This window comes from Streptosporangium lutulentum (assembly GCF_030811455.1).
Taxonomy (GTDB): Bacteria; Actinomycetota; Actinomycetes; order Streptosporangiales; family Streptosporangiaceae; genus Streptosporangium; species Streptosporangium lutulentum.
This window is the reverse complement of sequence record NZ_JAUSQU010000001.1, coordinates 8454764-8474412: the sequence shown is the minus strand read 5'-3', so window position 1 is coordinate 8474412 and position 19649 is coordinate 8454764. Positions and strand designations below refer to the sequence as shown.

The 19649-nt window shown below is 69.3% G+C and carries 16 protein-coding genes; 5 read left to right on the top strand and 11 right to left on the bottom strand.

Annotated elements, in window-relative coordinates; translation table 11 throughout:
• Positions 1 to 12: 12 nt before the first annotated feature.
• Genes J2853_RS38240 through J2853_RS38215 form a run of 6 tightly spaced genes read right to left on the bottom strand, consistent with a single transcriptional unit; the run spans position 13 to position 6092 of the window.
• Complete coding sequence (locus J2853_RS38240) at positions 13 to 1293, bottom strand: amidohydrolase family protein (RefSeq protein WP_307565981.1); 1281 nt, start codon at positions 1291 to 1293, stop codon at positions 13 to 15.
• Positions 1290 to 2108, bottom strand: a complete 819-nt coding sequence (locus J2853_RS38235; protein WP_307565979.1) for an energy-coupling factor transporter transmembrane component T family protein — start codon at positions 2106 to 2108, stop codon at positions 1290 to 1292. The genes J2853_RS38240 and J2853_RS38235 overlap by 4 nt, the downstream gene beginning before the upstream one ends.
• 3 nt (positions 2109 to 2111) lie before the next feature.
• Complete coding sequence (locus J2853_RS38230; protein WP_307565978.1) at positions 2112 to 2678, bottom strand: ECF transporter S component; 567 nt, start codon at positions 2676 to 2678, stop codon at positions 2112 to 2114.
• Complete coding sequence (locus tag J2853_RS38225; RefSeq protein ID WP_307565976.1) at positions 2675 to 4411, bottom strand: ABC transporter ATP-binding protein; 1737 nt, start codon at positions 4409 to 4411, stop codon at positions 2675 to 2677. Before J2853_RS38225 ends, J2853_RS38230 begins: the two co-directional genes overlap by 4 nt.
• On the bottom strand, positions 4408 to 5568 hold the full coding sequence (locus tag J2853_RS38220; protein ID WP_307565974.1) for an adenosylhomocysteinase: 1161 nt from the start codon (positions 5566 to 5568) through the stop codon (positions 4408 to 4410). The genes J2853_RS38225 and J2853_RS38220 overlap by 4 nt, the downstream gene beginning before the upstream one ends.
• A complete protein-coding gene (locus tag J2853_RS38215; protein ID WP_307565973.1) occupies positions 5562 to 6092 on the bottom strand; it encodes a hypothetical protein in 531 nt (176 codons plus the stop codon). The genes J2853_RS38220 and J2853_RS38215 overlap by 7 nt, the downstream gene beginning before the upstream one ends.
• Positions 6093 to 6341: 249 nt before the next feature.
• Between J2853_RS38215 and J2853_RS38210 the strand changes: the two genes are divergently transcribed.
• A complete protein-coding gene (locus J2853_RS38210) occupies positions 6342 to 8207 on the top strand; it encodes a CASTOR/POLLUX-related putative ion channel (RefSeq protein ID WP_307565972.1) in 1866 nt (621 codons plus the stop codon).
• A 426-nt stretch (positions 8208 to 8633) separates the two neighbouring features.
• Positions 8634 to 8990, top strand: coding sequence for a hypothetical protein (locus tag J2853_RS38205; protein WP_307565971.1), 357 nt, complete (start codon positions 8634 to 8636; stop codon positions 8988 to 8990).
• A 106-nt stretch (positions 8991 to 9096) separates the two neighbouring features.
• Here the strand turns inward: J2853_RS38205 and J2853_RS38200 are convergent, their stop codons facing one another.
• Positions 9097 to 10758 (bottom strand): alpha-amylase family protein, encoded by a 1662-nt coding sequence (locus J2853_RS38200; protein WP_307565969.1) that lies wholly within the window; start codon positions 10756 to 10758, stop codon positions 9097 to 9099.
• 272 nt (positions 10759 to 11030) lie between these two features.
• Between J2853_RS38200 and J2853_RS38195 the strand changes: the two genes are divergently transcribed.
• From J2853_RS38195 to J2853_RS38185, 3 genes are all read left to right on the top strand, one after another.
• On the top strand, positions 11031 to 11408 hold the full coding sequence (locus J2853_RS38195) for a hypothetical protein (protein ID WP_307565967.1): 378 nt from the start codon (positions 11031 to 11033) through the stop codon (positions 11406 to 11408).
• A gap of 81 nt (positions 11409 to 11489) precedes the next feature.
• The gene (secD, locus tag J2853_RS38190) at positions 11490 to 13763 is read left to right on the top strand and encodes a protein translocase subunit SecD (protein ID WP_307565966.1); all 2274 of its coding nucleotides are present in this window, start codon (positions 11490 to 11492) and stop codon (positions 13761 to 13763) included.
• A 340-nt stretch (positions 13764 to 14103) separates the two neighbouring features.
• Positions 14104 to 14304, top strand: coding sequence for an EF-hand domain-containing protein (locus J2853_RS38185; protein ID WP_307565964.1), 201 nt, complete (start codon positions 14104 to 14106; stop codon positions 14302 to 14304).
• 213 nt (positions 14305 to 14517) lie between these two features.
• Here J2853_RS38185 and J2853_RS38180 read toward each other — a convergent pair whose 3' ends face one another.
• The 4 genes from J2853_RS38180 to J2853_RS38165 form a co-directional block, all read right to left on the bottom strand.
• A complete protein-coding gene (locus tag J2853_RS38180; RefSeq protein ID WP_307565962.1) occupies positions 14518 to 15345 on the bottom strand; it encodes a L,D-transpeptidase family protein in 828 nt (275 codons plus the stop codon).
• A 33-nt stretch (positions 15346 to 15378) separates the two neighbouring features.
• Complete coding sequence (locus J2853_RS38175; protein WP_307565960.1) at positions 15379 to 16521, bottom strand: FAD-dependent oxidoreductase; 1143 nt, start codon at positions 16519 to 16521, stop codon at positions 15379 to 15381.
• Positions 16522 to 17080: 559 nt separating this feature from the next.
• The gene (locus J2853_RS38170; RefSeq protein ID WP_307565958.1) at positions 17081 to 18427 is read right to left on the bottom strand and encodes a hypothetical protein; all 1347 of its coding nucleotides are present in this window, start codon (positions 18425 to 18427) and stop codon (positions 17081 to 17083) included.
• A gap of 99 nt (positions 18428 to 18526) precedes the next feature.
• A complete protein-coding gene (locus tag J2853_RS38165) occupies positions 18527 to 19645 on the bottom strand; it encodes an NAD(P)/FAD-dependent oxidoreductase (protein WP_307565956.1) in 1119 nt (372 codons plus the stop codon).
• Positions 19646 to 19649: the final 4 nt, after the last annotated feature.

Sequence of the window (19649 nt, the reverse complement as noted above, 5' to 3'; positions counted from 1 at the left end):
ATGCCTGCAATATCAGTAAATATCGCGAAAGCCTGCAGAGTAACAGTCAGTAGCGGCCGACGTCCGGGAATCCCAGATCATTTTGCCGCCGATGATCGTCGCGAGGCATCGTCCCGGTCCCTCCTCGATCAGAGCGCGATACGGCTCCGTCCCCGCCTCGATGTCGAAGACCGCGAAATCGGCAGGTCCGCCGGGGGCGAGACCCCCCTCGATCCCCATCGCGTGGGCCCCGCCCAGCGTCGCGGCCTCGATGAGCCTGCGGTCCAGGTCCGCCGCCCGGTAGCCCTGCCGCACCGCGAGGTCGCGCAGCGCCGCCACGTCCGCCAGCACGTCCAGTGACGGCGAGGAGGCGAGCGAGTCCGTGCCGACCGCGACGAGGTTGCCCTCGGTGAGCAGCGCGGCCACGTCCGGGCCCTCCAGTCCGAGCGTCCGGTTGGAGCGGGGGCAGAGCGCGACGGCGGTGCCGCGCGCGCGGAGCAGCGCCCGGTCGTCGGCGTCGAGATACACGCCGTGCGCGATGTGGCAGCCGGGCCCCAGCATGCCCAGCTCGCCGAGAAGCGCGGCCGGGCCGAGCCCGGTGCCCCCCTCGCGCAGGACGGCGAAGTCGAACTCCAGCCCCCTGACCATCCGGGCCAGCGGCCCGGTGCCCGAGACCGTGTACTCCCGCTCGTGCTCACCCTCCGCGAGATGGATGTGCAGGCGCAGGCCCCGATCGTGGGCGAGCCTCGTGACGTCCCCGAGCACCCCGGTGTCCAGGGTGTACGGCGCGTGCGGGGAGATTCCCACCGGCTGCCCGGCGGCCTCCAGCAGGGCGACGAACCGCTCCCGCCCCGACGCGGCCCAGCTCTCGTCGGTGTCGCCGAGCACCTCCAGGTACGGCAGGCCGCCGAGACCCGCCTCCCGCAGCGCGCCCAGGGCCTCAAGGTCGGTGACGACGTCGGCGGCCGAGGTGGTTCCGTACCGCACCGCCTGCCGGGCCCCCTCCCGGGCACTGGCCGCCCAGTCGACCGGGGCGCCGAAGTAGACCTCGTCGAAGGCCGTGGACCACTCCTCCAGGGAGGCGTAGCGCTGCCGGCCCACCTTGTCCATGGACGTGTACTGCAGGTGCGTGTGGGCGTTGACCAGACCGGCGACGATCATCCCGTCCCAGCGGGTCTCCTCCTCCCCCTGCCACTCGGCCAGGATCTCCCTGCGCGGGCCGGTCGCGACGATCCGGCCGTGCCGTACGACCAGGGCTCCGTCGTGGAGGAAGGGCGCGCTGACCGGAAGGATCAGCGGTGCGGAGTGGATCACGGCGTCCACACCTCGCCGAACGGCCCGAGGATCTTGGTCATGGTCATCGCCCCCGCGAGCATCGCGAACCCGGCCAGGACCAGGTAGTCCGTACGGCCGAAGGAGAGCTCGCGCATCCAGGTGCGGTGCCTGGCTCCGAACCCGCGCAGGTCCATGGCGTTGACGGTGTCCTCGGCGTCGATCAGCGCGTTCACCGTCACCGGGACCACGACGGGTTTCAGCGACAGGAGCTTCCTGAACGGGTTACGGCTGCGGCTGTGCTCGTAACCGCGGACCCGCTGGGCGTCGATGGTCTCGCGCAGCGCGGCGGCGGTGGACGGCAGGAATCGGAAGGTCAGGTCCACTCCGTAGGCGAGGCGCTGCGACAGGCGCAGGCGGGCGAGGGCGGTGCCGAGGTCGCTGGGCGCGACGTTGAAGGCCACGGGGAAGCTGACCATGCTGAGCGAGATGTAGCGGAGCAGCGTGGTCACCGCGTACGACAGCGTGGTCCAGGTCATCTCGGTGCCGGTGATCGGGATGGTGAACAGCGCCGGACCGGTTCCCGCGCGGGTGTCCGCTCCGGTGACGACGCTGTTCACCACGACCAGGATCAGGGTGAAGGTGAGCAGCAGTGCCCAGTTCGCCCTGACCGCGCGCCACGGGATGCCCGCGGCGCGGTAGTACAGCCAGGCGATCGCGGTGCAGAACAGCATGCCGCGCACGTCGGCCACGTTCGCCACCGCCACGAGATAGAGCACCGGGACCAGCAGGAGCAGCCGTGGGTCACGGCGCCCGAGAAAGGACCCCGAACCCAGATAACGTGGCGTGATGTCCATCGGTTACAGGCCCGCCCGCTTGGAGAGAGGCTCCCAGGCCGCGTCCAGCACCGGCACCAGGATGACGACCGCGATGCCGTTGGCCAGCAGCGCCGGGAGGTAGTTCAGGGTCAGGAAGACGTTGAAGTCGACCCCCTCCTGGAACCAGATGTCGGTGATGACGAAGAGGAGCCCGATCGCGGTCGCGGCGAGGGCGCCGAGCGCGGTGACGATGTGGCGGACGGCCTCGTTGGCGATGGGCGGGATCGCGGCGAAGATCAGTGCGGCCACGGCGCCGACCAGTCCGTTGGCCACGCTCCAGTTCCAGTACTGCAGGCCGGAGCCCTGGAGGAGGTCGATGATGACGTTGCCGACGAAGCCGACGAAGAAGCCCGCGATGACACCGAAGCGCTTGCCGAAGAACGGCACGATCGCGAACGCGGGACGGACGGTGACGCTCTGGGTGCCCGGGATGAGGAAGCTGAACAGGCCGAGCACGGCGTAGAGCGCCGCGCCGACGGCGCCGAACACGACCGTCCTGGAGTTGATCGACCATGGGGAGTGACGCTGCGATAAGGCCCCGGTGCTCATGAGGGGGAGGTTCCTTCCTGGGGGGATCGATGGGAGACGAAGCGCGCGAGGTCGAACGGGTGGATGACCCCTCCCGCGCCGTGAAGGCCGTGACGGCCGTGCAGGTGGTCGCGGATGGCCCGGACCAGGCTGGTCTGACGGAGTCCGGCGCGCGTCCACACGTCCGCGTCGCCGGCGAGCCCGGCGGGCGACATGTCGGCGACGACGCGGCCTCCGTCGACGACGACGATCCGGTCGGCGCAGGTCAGCGCCAGATCGACGTCGTGGGTGATGAAGTAGACGCTCTCTGCGGCGGCCAGGACCTGCCGCATGAACAGGGTCGTGGTGTGCAGGTCCTGACCCGCGGTGGGCTCGTCGAGGATGAGCGTGCGGGGCCGCATGGCCAGGGCCAGGGCGACGGTGAGCCGGCGCTGCTGGCCGTGGGAGAGCGTGCGCGGCGTGCGGTTCATGATGTCGTCCTCGCCGTCGAGGAGCATCGCGCGCAGCACCTCCCCCGACACGCGCTCGATCTCGTCGGCGGACCAGCCGAGGTTGCGGGGGCCGAAGGCCAGCTCGTCGGCGACCGTCGCGCAGAACAGCGCCTGGCCGGGGTTCTGGAAGACGTATCCGAAGGTGGTGGCCAGATCCCGGGTCGAGCGCTCGACGACGGGCGCGCCGTCCACGTGGACCGTGCCGCTCAGCGGTTCGAGGAGCCGTACGGCCGCGCGCAGCAGGGTGGACTTCCCCGCCCCGTTCCTTCCGAGGATCGCGACCCGCTGGTGGGCGCCGAGCGCCAGGTCCACCTCGGCCAGCACGCTCCGCTCGCCGTACCCCAGCGTGACCCGCCGGTAGTCCAGCCTCGGGTCCGGTGCCGCGGAGGCGGGTCCCGTGCGCGAAGGATCCGCGGGGGCCCGCGGGGTGGGATCCGGCGCCGCACCGGGCCGATCGGCCGGGACGGGCGGGATCTCCTCGCGGGACAGACCGGGAACGGAGGGCAGCTCGGCGGCCCTGGCGACGAGCGTCTCGAACGGCAGCTTCACGTGGGCCACGGGCGCGGCCGCGAGGAAGCCGTCCACGTCCCCCGCGTAACGGGGCCGCCCGCCCTCCAGGTAGAGGACCTGCGAGGGGGCGAACTCCAGGATCTCCTCGACCCGGTGCTCGACGACCACGGCGGCCCCGCCGTCGTCGACGAACCGGCGCAGCTCCCCCATGAGACGCAGGCTCGCCTCCAGGTCGAGGTTCGCCAGCGGTTCGTCCACGACGACGACCTGGGGCCGCATCACCAGCACCCCGGCGAACGCGACCATCTGCAGCTCCCCGCCGCTCAGCTCGGCGGTGGCCCGGCCGAGCAGGTGCCGGATGCCGACCCGCTCGACCACCTCGCCGATCCGGCGGCGGATCTCCGCGCGGCTCAGCCCCAGGTTCTCCGGGCCGAAGGCCAGCTCGGTGTCGACGGTGGTGCCGACGATCTGCTTGCCGGGATCCTGGAGCAGGGTGCCGACGACGGTGGACAGCTCCCTGACGCTCTGCCCGGCCACCGGCCGCCCGCCGACCATGACCTCACCGGTCACCTCCGCCCGGTAGGCGTGCGGGATGAGCCCGTTGAGCAACCGGAGCAGGGTGCTCTTGCCGCCGCCGGAGGGCCCGCTGACCAGCGCGAGGTCCCCCGGACCCACGGCGAGGTCCACCTCGCCCAGCACCTGCCTGCCGGTGGAGTGGTAACGGACCGAGGCGCCCCGGAGCTTGATGGTCACAGTCCACTTCCCAGAAACTCTCGCTGCCGTGCGGTTGGTGTGTCGAGGCCGATCCCCAGCGCGCGCAGCTTGAGCCGGGCGACCCTCTCGTCCAGCTCGGCGGGCATGAGGTGGACCGCGGGCGCCAGCGCGTGGCCGTGCCCGACGAGGTGTTCCACCGCGAGCGCCTGTACGGCCAGCGAGAGATCCATGATCTCGATCGGGTTGCCCTCGGCCGCGGCGCAGTTCACGCACTCCCCGCCGGCCAGCACCGTGACGCCCGGCGGCACGTCGCCGCTCTCGACCTCCTCCGGCACGCCTCCGGCGACGGCCACCACGGCGCCGGGCCTCATGGCCCGCAGGTGCTCTCCGGTGATCGTGTGCGCGACGCCGGTCGCGGAGAACACCAGGGCGGCCTCCGGGCAGGCGTCGAGGAGCGGCAGGACCTCGTACCCCTCGTGGTGGGCGCGGAGCGCGGCGAACGGCTCCACCTCGGTCACGACGACCCGGGCGCCGAGCGCCCTGGCGTAACGGGCCACTCCCTGACCCACGTACCCGTAGCCCGCGACCACGCAGACCTCTCCGGCGAGCCGGAGGCCGGTGAGGTCGAGTGCGGCCATCACGCAGGACTGCCCGGTCCCGTGAACGTTGTCGAACAGGTACTTCGAGCGAGCGTCGTTGACGGCCAGCACCGGGATCCGCAGTTCACCCCGTTCGGCCATCACCCGCAGGGGACGCAGACCGCTGGTCGTCTCCTCGGCGGCTCCCGCCAGCCCGTCCAGGAGGTTCTCCGCGTGTGCCAGCCGTACGACCCTGGATCCGTCGTCGACCAGCACGTCCGGCCGCTCGCGGAGCATGCGCAGCGCGAGGTCCCTGTCGTCGGCGGGCGAGGCGTCGGAGCGGGCGAGCACGGAGACGCCCTCGTGCACGAGCGCCGCGGCCACGTCGTCGGCGACCTCGCTCGCCGGGCAGGTCACGATCACGTCCGCTCCGGCGTCCCTGAGCGCCAGCGCGAGGTTCGCGGTCTTGGGCTCCAGCATGAGCACCAGCCCGACCCTGCGCCCGGTCAGGTCGAGCTCCCCGCCGATCGCGTTCAGCACCGGCATGAAGCGCCGCGCCCAGGAGATCCTCTCCAGCCCGCGCGCCCGGAGCGAGGGGTCCCTGATGTCGGCTAACACACGCTGTCCAGTACGAACACCTCACGGTGGGGATCGAGCCTGTACGCGGTGATCCCGTCACGGACCCTCGTCCCCGCCAGCCCCGCGAACGGACCCGCGGACGGCCCGGCGGACTCCTCGGACGGCGACGCGGTGGGTCGCGGGGCGGACGGCGCGGTGGGCGATGCGGTGGGCGATGCGGTGGACGGATTCACGGACGGGTTCACGGACGGCCCGGCGGAAGGCTCCACGGAGGGCTCTGCCGTCGCCAGGATCGCACCGTCCCGCAGGAGGCTCAGATGCTCCCCCGCCGCCCCGATCACCAGGTCGGCGATCGGCAGTGCCTTCTCCACGGGCAGCACCCGGTGGCCGTCGAGGGCCGCCGCCGGGTCGGTCACGAGGGTCTGCGCGCCCATGGCTCGCAGGCGGCCGGCCAGCTCGGGTTCGTACCCGAGAACGGCCACCCGCTTACCCGCCATCAACAGGTTGGTGAGGCGCAAAATATTCTGCACAACGGTCTGTGCCCGGCGATGTGCGTCGCTCATGGTCTTTAATCCGATCTTCGCAAGGTCCGATTAAAGGGGAGAGCGATGGTTCATGACAATGCTCGTGTGCGGACTGACACCTAAGAGATCATTAATAGGGATCCGAGGGGGTGCCGAAGGCGTCGAGCCGGTCCGGCGAGCCGCCGTCCGGCCCGGGGAGCCGCACCTATTCCCTAACGTGCGAACACCTGATCGACATGTCTTTTTTGTGAGACCGTTGATCTAGGTTTACCCCCAGGGAGGTGTTCGGTGTCACGGGCGACATTCCGAGAGCGAGTGCGTTACTGGTTCGACAACACAATGTCGCGGGGCACGGCGGCCCTGATCGGCTGGCTCGCACTGATCTCGCTGGGCCTGATCCTGCTGGTCACGCTCTTGAGCCTGTGGCTGACGCCGGCGGAGGCGGAGAAGAACCACGGCGCCATGGGCATGATGTGGGTGGCCCTGATGCGGACGCTGAGCCCCGGGAAGATCGCCAGCGACACCGGAAGCGCACCGTTCGTCGCGTTGATGTTCGTCGCCTCGCTGGGCGGGATCTTCATCGTGAGCGCGCTCGTCGGCGTGCTCTCCAACGGGCTGAAGGACAGGTTCGAGCAGTTACGCAAGGGCAAGTCGCGGATCATCGAGACCGGGCACATCGTGATCCTGGGCTGGTCCGAGCAGGTCTTCACGATCGTCACCGAGCTGGTCCAGGCACACGCGAGCGACCGCGGATCGGTCATCTCGATCCTGGCCGACAAGGACAAGCTCGCCATGGAGGACGAGATCCGGCAGCACGTGGGCGACACCGGCAGGACCAAGCTGGTCTGCCGGACCGGGCGGCCCACCGAGCCGGCCAACCTCAAGCTGATGAACCTGGACGAGGCCCGCTCCGTGGTCGTCCTGTCGCCGCAGGGCGACGACCCCGACGCGCACGTCATCAAGACGCTGCTCGCGCTGGTCAAGCGGTCCGGCGACCACCCGCCGGTGGTGGCCGCGATCGCCGCGACCGCCAACATGGCCGCCGCCCGCCTCGCCGGAGGCCCGGACGTCCACCTGGTCGACTCCGACGACACCGCCTCCCGGCTCATCGTGCAGTCCTCCCGGCAGTCGGGCATGTCCGTGGTCTGCATGGACCTGCTCAACTTCGCCGACGGGGAGATCTATCTGCGCTCGGACCCGGACCTCGTCGGCATGACGTACGGCGAGGCGCTCCCGGCCTACCAGACGGCCACGGTCATCGGCCTGCGCCGGGCCTGCGGGGTCATGCTGAACCCGCCCATGAGCACGGTGATCTCCCCCTCGGACGAGATCATCGTGATCGCCCACGACGACTCGCTGATCCATCTGGCCGCGGGAACGCCCGGAGCCGAGGAGAGCTCGATCGTCTCGGCCGAGCACGTCAAGCCGGGCGCGGAACGGACCCTGGTCCTCAACTGGAACAGCCGGGGCCGCCAGATCGTCCGCTATCTCGACGGATACGTCGCCCCCGGCTCCGTCCTGGACATCGCCTCCGACCACCCCGACGCCGCGATCGGCTTCGAGGGGCTGACCAACCTCACGGTGAACGCCAAGGACTGCGACACCTCCGACCGCTACGCGCTGGAGTCCCTGGGCCTGGCCCTGTACCAGCACGTGATCGTGCTCTCCGACGACCGCTACAGCGCCGACCACGCCGACACCCGGACCCTGATGATCCTTCTGCAGCTCCGGGACATGCAGACGACGCTCGGCGAGCGCTACTCGATCGTGAGCGAGATGCACGACGAGAACAACCGGAGCCTGGCCGAGGTCACCCAGGCCGACGACATCGTGATCAGTGACACGGTCATCGGCCTGCTCCTGGCCCAGCTCGCCGAGAACCAGCATCTGGCCGAGGTGTTCGGCTACCTCTTCGACTCCCACGGCTCGGAGATCTATCCTCGCCCGGCGAACCGGTACGTCCGCCCGGGGGCCCCGGTCAGCTTCGCCTCGGTGATCGAGGCGGCCCGCCGCCGCGGCGAGACCGCGATCGGCTACCGTCTGGCGGACCGGGTGAACGAGGCCCCGCACTTCGGCGTCGTCCTCAATCCCAGCAAGTCACGCCCGCTCCGCCTCGGCGAGGCCGACTCCGTGATCGTCCTGGCCGAACGCTGACCTGTGATCGTTCCGGCCGGACGCCGGCCCGACGGCCGTCCCGGCCGGACGCCGGCTCCGTGAGACCGCCCCGGCCCGGACCTCGACCCGATGGCCGTCCCGGCCGGATCTCGACTCCGTGAGACCGCCCCGGCCGGACGCCGGCCCGCTCTCCGGTGGCGACTCGGCCAAGCCCGGGTCAGGCAGTGATCATGAAGGCTACCCCGAGCAGAACGGCGACGGGGATCAGCCACATCACGGCCTCAACTGCGAACTCCTTGTACACGGCGAGCTTCTCCCTCTAAGTCCTACTAAATCCACGAAAACGACGATGCGCAGCATATGCGCATTTGGGAGCGCCCTCGTACCCGGGTCGGGGGCCACCGGCCGGAACCCCCGTCATCGCCGAAGGTAGTGTTGACCGTACTCAGAGAGAGGGTTTCGACGATGACCGATTCGACCAGCGAACCGCCGGACGTCATCGGCGAGCGGCTCATCCTCGGCACGGGCTTCGCCGAGAGCGAGCGCCCCGGAATCGTCGAGCGGTTCACCACCCTGGGAAAACGGCTGCGCTCCTACTCCGGCGACTCGGTCGAACTCCGGCTGAGCATCAAGAACCGCGACAGGGCCGAGCAGTGCGTGACGTTCGAATGCCTGCTTCCCCATGCGGAGCCGCTGGTGGCCACCTCGGCCGAGCCCGATCTGCCCATCGCGCTGGCCGAGGTCCGCGACGACCTGATCCACCAGCTGGACAAGCTCAAGACCAAACGAGACCCGCGTCACGTGCGCCCGCACCGCCCCTGACTCCGCCGGACCCGGTATCCGGCCGTGGGAGATCCCCGGCCGGGAGCCGGGACGCCGCCTCAGGCGGCGTCCCGGACGGCGAGGCCCACGGCCTCGGCGAGGGCGGTCACCGGCCCTTGGCGGAAGAGTCCTCCAGGGGCGTCTCGGGGACGGAGGCGCGGAACCAGCGGGTGCCGTACGGTTCCAGCGTGAACTTCACCCGGCCGTCGCGGGGAAGGTCGAGCGTGCCGTCCACCAGCAGGTCGGTCAGCACGTCGCAGTGGCCGAGATCGGCGAGCACGAGCTCCACCTTCGCCTCGCGGTCGGCGAAGTTGTGAACGGCGACCACGGTGCCGCCCTCGGCGTCGGCCCGGTGCGCCAGCACCGCCTCGTCCCCGGCGTCCAGCACGTCGTAGTCGCCCCAGGCCAGCTCCGGCGACTCCCGGTAGCGCTCGATCAACAGCATGATCCATCGGAGCAGAGAGTCCGGGTCGCGGCGCTGGTCGTTCACGTTGACGTTCTTCGGGCCGAACTTCCCCGTGGGAGACGGGACGGAGGTCTTGGGATCGGGTGAGAACCCACCGCTCGCGGACCACTGCATCGGGATCCGGACGGCCATCCGGCCCTCGCCCTTGAGGTTCTCGCCCAGACCGATCTCCTCCCCGTAGAAGAGCACCGGCGTGCCCGGCAGCGAGAACAGCACGCTGTAGGCGAGCTTCAGCCGGCGCAGGTCGCCGTCGAGCATCGGCGGCAGGCGGCGGCGCAGACCCCGGTCGTAGACCTGCATGTTCTTGTCGGGTCCGAAGGCGTCGAAGACCTCCTGCTTCTGCGACTCGGTGAGCTTGTCGAGGGTCAGCTCGTCGTGATTGCGGACGAACATGGCCCACTGGGAGTCGTCGGGCGGCTCGGGCCGCTCGCGCAGGGCCTCGGCGAGGAGCTCCGGGTTCTGGCGGGCCATCGACAGGTGGAACCGCTGCATGGCGATGAAGTCGAAGCACATGGTGACCTCGTCGCCGTTGCCGGCGTCGCCGAAGTACTTCATCAGGTCCGGGTAGGGCAGATTGACCTCGCCCAGCAGGATCGAGGTGCCGTCGCGACGGTTCATGAAGGCCCGCAGGTCGGCGAGATACTCGTGCGGGTCGCCGCCGATGCCCTCGATCAGGAACGGCACGGCGTCCACCCGGAACCCGGACAGCCCGAGTTCCATCCAGAAGCCGAGGATGCGCGCGATCTCGTCGCGGACCTCCGGATTGGCCGTGTTCAGGTCCGGCTGGAACTTGTAGAAGCTGTGGTAGTAGTACTGGCCGGTCTTCTTGTCGAGCTCCCAGAGGCTGTCCTCCTTGTCGGGGAAGACGATGGCCTTGGGGTCGACGGGGCCGGGCTCGTCCCGCCAGATGTACCAGTCTCGTTTGGCGGAGTCCTTGCCGGACCGCGCCTCCTTGAACCAGGGGTGCTCGTCGGAGGTGTGGTTGACCACCAGGTCGGCGATCACGCGCATGCCCCGGTCCCTGGCGGTGCGCATGAACTCCACGAAGTCACCCAGGGTGCCGAGGCGGGGGTCGACGGAGTAGAAGTCCGCGATGTCGTAGCCGTCGTCGCGGCTGGGGCTCGGGAAGAACGGCATCAACCAGATGCAGGTCACGCCGAGCCGGTCCAGGTGGTCGACCTGCTGGGTGAGACCGCGGAAGTCACCGATGCCGTCTCCGTTGCCGTCCTTGTAGGTCTCGACGTCGAGGCAGTAGACGACCGCGTTCTTCCACCATAAGTCAGCTGTGTAGGTCAGTCGCATGCATGCGCACTACCCCCGCATGGCACGTTTATGAGATACGGCGGGTATGTAGTCGCTAGTCACCGGACATACGGCCCGAATGTTCCTGTCAAAGGGCCGCGGTGCGTACGGTCGGCGCCTCCGGCCACGGACCCTCCCCCGCGTCCGGAGGACACGGGAAGCACGAAGGAGAGCGCGGGGGAAGGTCGCGGTGGAGATCGCGGGAAAGGTTCCGGAGAGGGTCGCGAAGCGCCTCGGCGGGCTACGGTGTAGTCGACGACCTGGAGGAGATCATGCGGCAGCCGAGGCGCGGTGCGCCCATCGGCTGGCTGCTCTCCCTGCTCCTCCCGCTGCTCGTCTCCGGAGGTCTGGGCGGCGGCACGGCCACCACCCTCCTGCTGCGGCACCCGGCCGTCGTCACGGCGGCCGGAGAACACCAGCCCCTGTCCCGCCAGGTTCCGCCCAGCCGGCAGCGGCACTCGTTCACCACGGCCACCGGCTTCGCCGGAGGCGGCGGAGGCGGCCACCCGGTCGCGGCCCGCCCGCCTGACGCCCGATATCTGTCTCTCGCCCCCGGCTTCGACCGGCGCCCCGTCTGTGACGACGATTCACGTTCACTCGCGGCCTCGCTGGTCAAACCCGGTCGCGCCCCGCCCCCCACAGGTAGCTGAAACGCCCCCGATGAAACACCCCGGAGTCGCTCCGGGTGCTTAGCCGTACCCGAAAACTCCCCCCAGCCTGTGGAGGCTTCTATGACGCGTGCCCCCGTGGTGCGCGCGATGGCTGCGTTAGCCGTCATCGCGACCTCATTGTTCATCGCCCTGACCATGTCCCCGCGCCTGGGTCTCGACCTGCGCGGCGGCACCCAGATCGTGCTGGAGACGAGAGACTCCCCGACCGTCAAGGCCGACGCCGAGGCCACCGACCGCACCCTTGAGGTGCTCCGCCGCCGGGCCGACTCCCTGGGCGTGGCGGACGCGCCGCTGGCTCGCTCCGGCGAGCGGCGCATCATCGTCGAACTGCCCGGCGTGCAGGATCCGGCCAAGGCCGCCGCGGTCATCGGCAAGACCGCCCAGCTCACCTTCCACCACGTCCTCGCCGTGCCCGACGCCATGACCCATGTGCGGAAGGGGGAGAAGGTCATGACCGACGAGTACGGCGCCAAGCTGCTCGTCGGACCGGCCCAGCTCACCGGCGACGGGGTCGGCGACGCCGGAGCCGGAAACGACGCCCAGCTGGGCGGCGGGTGGTACGTCGCCGTCGACTTCCGTGACCAGGGGCGTGAGGCGTGGGCGAAGATGACCGGCGCGGCCGCCTGCAACCCGCTGGGTGACCCGAAGCGCAGGGTCGCCATCGTCCTCGACGACAAGGTCATCGTCTCGCCGCAGATGAACGCGGACGTGGCCTGCAAGGTGGGCCTGCCCAGCGGCTCGACCCAGATCACCGGCGACTTCACCGCGGAAGAGGCCAAGGACCTGGCCACGCTGGTCAAGGGCGGGTCACTGCCGGTGCCCGTCGAGATCATCGAGCAGCGGACCGTCGGCCCGACGCTCGGCGCCGCCGCGATCGCGGCCAGCGCCCAGGCGGCGGTCATCGGCGTGCTGCTCACCGCCCTGTTCATCATCATGATCTATCGGCTGATGGGCTTCCTCGCCGCGATCGCCCTGACCTGCTACGCGCTCATCTCCTACGCGGCGCTGGTGGCACTCGGCGCCACGCTCACCCTGCCCGGTCTGGCGGGCTTCGTGCTGGCGATCGGCATGGCGGTCGACGCCAACGTGCTGGTCTTCGAGCGCGCCCGGGAGGAGTACGCCCTTGAGCCGAACTTCAAGACCGCGCTGGAGAAGGGCTTCCGCAACGCCTGGAGCGCGGTGGCCGACTCCAACATCACCACGCTGCTCGCCGCGGGGCTGTTGTTCTTCCTGGCCTCCGGACCGGTGCGCGGTTTCGGCGTCACCCTGAGCATCGGCGTGATCGCCTCACTGATCACCGCGATGGTCATCACCCGGGTCCTGGCCCAGTGGTCGGTGGGCCGCAGGGGCGTGCTGGACCGGCCGAAGCTGACCGGCCTGGCCGACATCGGGCGCGTCCGGACCTGGCTGAACACGCGCAAGCCCAACCTGATGCGCCACCGTACGCTCTATCTCGTGATCACCTGCGTGCTGGTGGCCGTCTCGGTGGGCGGGGTGATGCTCCGGGGGCTCAACTACGGCGTGGAGTTCACCGGAGGCAGGCTCGTGGAGTATTCCACCAGCACCCCGATGAGCGCCGACACCGCTCGCGAGCTGGTCAGCGGCGCGGGTTTCCCGAACGCGGTGGTGCAGTCGTCGGGAGACGACATCTCCGTGCGAACCAGCAAGATCAGCACCGCCGAGGCGAAGGCGATCGAGGCCGCGCTGGAGAGCAAGGGCGGTCAGATCACCAAGGAGCGCGACGAGCTCATCGGCCCGAGCCTCGGGGACGAGCTGCGCCGCAACGCGCTCATCGCGCTGTGCGTCGCGCTCGCCGCGCAGCTCGCCTACCTCGTCTTCCGGTTCCGGTGGACGTTCGGGCTCGCGGCGGTGCTGGCCCTGGTCGCCGACGCGGCGATCGTGGTCGGCGCGTTCGCGTGGCTGGACAAGCCGGTGGACGGGATCTTCCTGGCGGCGATGCTCACCGTGATCGGCTACTCGGTCAATGACAAGGTCGTGGTCTTCGACCGCGTCCGCGAGCTGTGGGGAGCGCAGCGCAAGGACTCGTTCGCGGAGATATCGAACACCGCGATCCTGCAGACCGTACCCCGTACGGTGAACACGGGTCTGGGGGCGCTGTTCATCCTGGCCGCGCTGGCCGTGCTCGGCGGCGACTCGCTGACGAACTTCGCGGTGGCGCTGCTGATCGGCATCATCGCCGGCACGCTGTCCTCCGCGCTGGTCGCGGTACCGCTGGCGATCGGGTTCGAGAAGCGCAGCTCGGCACCACCGCCGCAGCCCAAGGGCAGGGGGACGGCCGTCTCCACCCGCGAGGGGTCGGGCGCCGTGCTCTGACCGCACCCCGGGCGTACGGCCCGCACGGTTCACAGCCCGCACGGTTCACAGCCCGCACGGTTCACGGCCCGCACGGTTCGCGGCCCATAGGATTCGCGGCTCGCACGGTTCGCGGCCCGCGCGGTTCGCGGCTCACGCAGCCCACGGAGAGCGGTTCTTCCGCTCTCCGTGGGCCTGCCGCCGACAGGCTCCGAGGCCCCCCGTCTCTTGTGAGAAGGGGCGGGGAACCTCAAGCGATTCGGTGATTTCAGGTAGTAAGACAAGGACGTCATCAACGCGGCGATATCCCGCTAATGTGCTTCGCGTCTGATTGCCCTGCTCCTGGAAGGCGGATTCCCTCATGGCGGACGACTACGCGATGACTTTCAATATTGTCGATGTCGACGGCGACGGCTTCATCTCGGCCGCCGAACTGGTGCAGCTCATGGAGGTGCTCGGCCAGCCGGTCACCCCCGAGGCCGCCGCCGCAGCCATCGCCAAGATCGACCAGGACGGCAACGGCCTCATGTCCCTGGAAGAGTTCGGCAACTACCTCAAGTAGACCCACGACGCTTTCGGCGCTTCGCCCACGCTCGACCCGTGAATCCCCCCTACCGGCCGCGATGAGCCAGTCGCGGGCCGAGCGTGGACCACATCCATTCCCCGCCGGCGCGATCCCGACACCTGCCGCCGGTGCCGGCGTCCACTCGCGGTGACGGCCCGCCGCCCCGTACGGCCCGCCGCCCGGTGCCGTCGTGAGCGGACCGGACTCGGGTCAGCTCCGCTGGGCCTTCGTCTGCCCCGCGTCTCTCTGGGGATTCTCAGCCGGGCTGGAACCGCGGACGTAGACCGGGGTCCCGACCTGGATCATGTCGAAGAGGGGCCTGGCGTTGTGGAGCGGGACGCGGATGCATCCGTGGGACGCGGGACGCAGGGGGACCCGTTCGGAACCGTGGAAGCCGACCTCCCCATTGAAGTAGACGGTGTAGAACTGCTCGCCCAGGGGCCCCTTGGTCCATCCGGGCGTCCGGAACCAGGCCCGGAAGTCGCCGACGGGTGTGACGGCGACCCCGCAGCGGCCCTTCTCGCAGTAGTGCTCGCCGTTACCGGTCGAGATGTGGGTGACGAGCGCGGACTTGCCGTCCTTCCAGGCCGTGAGGAGCTGGCGCCGTAGATCGATCTCCACCCTCGTGGACTCCCCCGCGCGCACCAGCGGCTTGAGCCGCGCCGGGCGGGAGAGCGCCTGCCAGGTCGGCATGTCGACCTCGTTGACGGGAGGCAGGCCGTTCGCCTTCTGGAAGGCCCATACGGCCGCGCGCAGAGCGGGACGGTACTCGGAGCTGGTGGTCCCCGCGTTGAATCCCAGCCGGTTGAGACGTCTCTGGACGTCCTGGACCCGGGTTCCGCTGTCTCCGACGCGAAGGAGAGGAAACCGCGCCGTCGCGAGCTGCTCGGCCGGGGACAGCGGGGCGTCGGCCTGGGGCCTGGGCGGCCCGGGATGTTCGGGTGAGGTGATCCCGACGTGCAGGCCGGCGATCGGCATGCACGCGGTCACGGTGAGGATCGTGTTCGCGACCAGAAAACACTTGACAGTTCTTCGCATGTTTCACGCCCATCCGCTCTCAGGCGAAACCAGTCAGAAGGAATACGAGTACGTGCGGTCCTCTACGGCTGAACGCACCAGACCGACGGCCTCCTGGGCGCAGCCCCAGGAGAAGCTGAATCCAGCTCCGCCGTGCGCGAAATTGTAAATGATCTGCTCTGTCTCATCCCATTCAAGGCAGACGTTTTCCCGCCTGAACGGCCGCAGCCCGACCCGGACCGGCTCGTCGGGATCCAGTTCGGCATTTCGAAGTGCGGGCATGAAGGCCAGGCAGCGTTCATACATTTCCCGAACGGGTCCGTGGTTATCCAGATTGATATCCGTTCCCCACTCGTCTTTTTCCGCCAGCCCTCCGAGAACAAGGATTCTCTCGCTGCGCGGCACGATGAAGACGATGTCCTGCTCGTTGCTTCCCTCGTTGTGGGAGACGCAGTGGGCCTCGCCGATCCGGCATCCGCGAATTCCGTCGTTGCGGACCCGCACGAGCGCGCCGCGCAGCGGATACATGTCGATGCCGCGAAGCTGGGCGGTGCCCAGACCCGCGCAGCAGACGATCGCCTCGGCGTCGAAGCGGTCGAGGAGCTCCGCTCTCCGGTCGGCCAGCAGCCCCTCGATGCGATACCGCTTGACCTGCACCCCGTGGGCCTCGACCTCCCGCATCAGCCACATCATGTACTGATCGGTGTCGATCATGGGTGCCAGGTGGGAGTACGCGTCGACCACGCCGTAGTCGGGATCGATGCCGTTGCGCTCGGCGAGCGACCGGTCGCGGACGAAGCCGCGCACCTTCCCCGCGAGCTCCTGCATCTTGTTCAGATCCTGCGGGTTCTCCTCGACGGGATGCTTGAAATAGAAGTTGGATCTCCGCATGGCCACTCCGGGGACGTTGGCCCGGGCCAGTTCCTCGAAAATCCCGTACGAGGTGACGCACCACTCCTTGGAGCGGGCGAGCGAGATCTGGTCATGGTGGTAACCGCACACCGCCGGCGGCCACTCCCACAGCGCGCCCGCGACGACCGAGACGATATCGGGCGCGAATTTCTCCGCGAGCACGGTGACGCGGAATCCTTCTCTGGCCAGACACAGCGCAGTCGTCAATCCGCTTACGCCGGCCCCGACAACAAGTATCTTCCCTGAACTCGCGCGCACCTGATAACGCCCTCTTCCTTCATCCATCCAGCTCGATCACTTTCGGCACGGCCGACTGCGAGAGACGTCCATGACGAACACCGAAACCCTCCCAGAGTAAATCCGGATACCGCCGGACTCCGGAGCGGAGGCAAACCCGGAACGGGAGAAGGAAAACCGCGCGTCGATGGAAAACCATTACCGATAAAGGCAACGATCCGGATCGAATGGTGGCAAAGCCGCACCGGGCCTGAATCCCCCGATGGCGAGCGTTTGGTGGCGAGCTGGATTTTCGCAATCAATCCATCGATCAGCGCGGGCCAACATTGGCACACTTTTAGCCGGTCCTCGTCGGTTACGACGAGCCGATAAGGGTCACGGGAGACGGGATTGCCTGCGTTGATATTTGGGCTCGCCTATATGCCCCTATTGGCATCACCGAGCATGACTTCGACGGCCCGGCCGGCGGGCGGGCCTGACGGTCGCAGCCGCGTCGGACGGTGAGGTGGCAGCAGGCGAGAGAAGGCGTCAGGCGGTGGGGAAGCGTCCTGGAACACGTCGAAGGCCCGGGGCGACGATCCGCGCCCCGGGCCTTCGGCGGAAGAGATCAGGCGGTGGTCAGGTAGATCTGGCCGAAGACCTCGGAAAGCTTCTTGAGGTCGGCGGCCACGTTCGTCTCGGGGGCATTCGGGTCGTAGACGGCGGCCATGCGGCGCTGGATCGGGGTGAGCTTCTTCAACTCGTCCCAGGCGGTCAGCCGGTTCACCGTGCCCTGGGCGTTCTGGACCCGGGTCCACAGGTTCACCTGCTGAGCGGCACCGTCCATGACGGGCGTGGACACCCGGGAGGCGACCTGCTCGGCGGTGACCTCGCCGACGAGACCGGTCTCCTCCGCGGCGATCTGGGCCAGGACGTCCCACGAACTGGCGCGGACCTGGATCCACTGGTTGCGCTGCGCCTGCTCGGCGTCGATCTTCCAGGGGGTGTAGCCGCCGTACAGCAGGCCGGTGTCCAGGGAGATCTGGTCGATGCCGCCCGCGGTCAGGGACGCCTCCAGCTGCTCGGGCACGAGCAGCGGATACTGCTTGCGCATCTCCGTCTTGCAGGCGTCGTTCGCGCCACAGGCGAACTCGGGCACCACCGTGTGCACGCCCAGCCGCTTGCCGGGCGCCACCTGGCGCAGAGCCGCGGACGCGGCGGTGACGAAGGCGTTGATCTCCTCCGCCGTCTTGAAGCTCTTGTTGTAGCCGAGCTGGGAGGTGAAGCGGATTCCCGCCACCTCCGGTCGCGCGGCCAGCGCGCCGATGCGCTTGACGGTCGCGGTGAAGGCCGCGGTGCCCGCCTTCCAGTCATCGGCCAGCTCGGTGTCGAGCCAGACCCTGAACCCGCCGGCCTTCGCGGCGGTGATCGCCTGGCCGGTGGGGGTCTGGGCGGCGGCAGCGGCAGCGGCGGCGGCCGTGTCCTGCGTGCCCATGGTCACGTTCTTGGAGGTGGCGCCGACGGGGAGGGTGGAGTTGCCCAGCTCCGACCTGCTCACCGTCCCGTCGCCACCCGCCTCGTACCCGTCGACCGAACACTGCTGGCCCGCCTCACACTCGGGCACCCCGCCTTCCTCGGCGCCGTCGGGGATGGGGGAGTTCTCGTCGCCGCTGATCTCGGGGCCCTCCAGAACGGGGCAGACGTCTCCCGGAGACGAGCAGTCGATGAACTTCCCCTCCTGCGGGGTGGCCTCCTTGAGATTGGCCGAGTCGTTGGCTCCCCAGAACATCGCGATGTCACGGGCCTCTTCGGGCGTCGCGAGCCAGTGGCACATCACGAAGGCGGGGGCGTCGGCACTCATCAGGTCGTTACAGCTACGAGGGTCATCCTGCGAGTAGGCGGCCCCCGGCGTCATCACACCGACGACTGCGAGTGTGGCGCCGACGGCGAGAGCCCGACGCAGAGTAAATCGCATGTACAGAACTCCCCGGTAAAGCCGGTCAAAACCATCAAAACGATTTGTTTGCACTCTAGCGACGTCGCGATCATCCCAACAACCCCGGTCAGGAAATCGTCAGGCTTCATTCACTTTGTTGATTCGGCTGCCCGTACGCAGCCCCCGGGCGGGAATTCGCTCGTGAAGACCGAAGCGGGGCTCGGGCTCGCGACCGCCTTCCAGGACCTCCCCGACGTACTCGGCCAGGGCCGGAGCGTGCTTGAACCCGTGCCCCGAATCACCGCCGAGCAGCCAGACGCCGTCCTCCGCCCTGGCGATGATCCATTCGTTGTCGGGGGTGAGGGTGTACTGGCAGACCTGGCTGAACAGCACGGGCGCCTTCGCCAGGCTCGGGAACCTGCGCCGGAGGTAGTCCCGCGAGACCGTCTCGCTCGCCGCGGAGATCCTGCGGTCCCCGGCCTCCGGGTCGTACGGCTCGCCCTCGGCGTCCGACGTCACCTTCATCCCGAGCCCGTCGACGTCCCCGTGCCCGTAGACCGACGCCTCGTCGTCGATCCACGCCGGGGTGTCCCACCCGTTCGCCACCGCGAAGTGCAGCGTGTCCTGCTTGGTGACCTGGAGGTCCACGAGTCCGGGGAACAACCGGGGCAGCCAGGCCCCGCACGCCCAGACCACCTGATCCGCGCGCAGCACCTCCCCGCCGACCCGCACCGCGTCGCCGTACGGCTCCGCCCGGCCCCTGACCAGGCCGACCCCCGCCGCGAGAGCGAGCCTGGCCGTCACCTGCGTGGCCCGCCGGGCCCTGACCACTCCGGCCTCGGGCTCCCAGAGCACGAACTCCAGGTCGTCGCCGCGGAAGTCCGGGAAGACGGTCCCCGCCCTGGCCGGATCCCAGATCTCGTGCGGGATGCCGAGCCGCTCCAGAACCGAGGCGCTCGAACGCTCCCACCCCTGCGCCCGCCGGGCGAACCAGAGCATTCCCGTCTCGGTGTACAGCTCCTCGCCGACCCGATCGCCGAGCTCCCGCCACAGCTCACGGGCCCGCCGCGCCATCCGGGGATACCATTCGTCGGTGCCGTGCGAGGCCCGCAACAGCCGGGTCTCCCCCGCGCTCGCCTGCCGCAGGTGTCCCGGCTGGTACTGCTCGACCAGCGTGACCCGCCACCCCGACTCCGCCAGCCTCAGTGCCAGCGACGTGCCCCAGATGCCCGCTCCGACGATGATGACGGACCTCATCGAG

What these genes read in the sequence shown, in the direction of transcription:
- J2853_RS38235 (WP_307565979.1), bottom strand. Translation starts at nt 2,108, where the DNA reads ATGGACATCACGCCACGTTATCTGGGTTCGGGGTCCTTTCTCGGGCGC.
- J2853_RS38230 (WP_307565978.1), bottom strand. Translation starts at nt 2,678, where the DNA reads ATGAGCACCGGGGCCTTATCGCAGCGTCACTCCCCATGGTCGATCAAC.
- J2853_RS38215 (WP_307565973.1), bottom strand. Translation starts at nt 6,092, where the DNA reads ATGAGCGACGCACATCGCCGGGCACAGACCGTTGTGCAGAATATTTTG.
- J2853_RS38205 (WP_307565971.1), top strand. Translation starts at nt 8,634, where the DNA reads ATGACCGATTCGACCAGCGAACCGCCGGACGTCATCGGCGAGCGGCTC.
- J2853_RS38200 (WP_307565969.1), bottom strand. Translation starts at nt 10,758, where the DNA reads ATGCGACTGACCTACACAGCTGACTTATGGTGGAAGAACGCGGTCGTC.
- J2853_RS38195 (WP_307565967.1), top strand. Translation starts at nt 11,031, where the DNA reads ATGCGGCAGCCGAGGCGCGGTGCGCCCATCGGCTGGCTGCTCTCCCTG.
- secD (WP_307565966.1), top strand. Translation starts at nt 11,490, where the DNA reads ATGACGCGTGCCCCCGTGGTGCGCGCGATGGCTGCGTTAGCCGTCATC.
- J2853_RS38185 (WP_307565964.1), top strand. Translation starts at nt 14,104, where the DNA reads ATGGCGGACGACTACGCGATGACTTTCAATATTGTCGATGTCGACGGC.
- J2853_RS38180 (WP_307565962.1), bottom strand. Translation starts at nt 15,345, where the DNA reads ATGCGAAGAACTGTCAAGTGTTTTCTGGTCGCGAACACGATCCTCACC.
- J2853_RS38175 (WP_307565960.1), bottom strand. Translation starts at nt 16,521, where the DNA reads ATGGATGAAGGAAGAGGGCGTTATCAGGTGCGCGCGAGTTCAGGGAAG.
- J2853_RS38170 (WP_307565958.1), bottom strand. Translation starts at nt 18,427, where the DNA reads ATGCGATTTACTCTGCGTCGGGCTCTCGCCGTCGGCGCCACACTCGCA.
- J2853_RS38165 (WP_307565956.1), bottom strand. Translation starts at nt 19,645, where the DNA reads ATGAGGTCCGTCATCATCGTCGGAGCGGGCATCTGGGGCACGTCGCTG.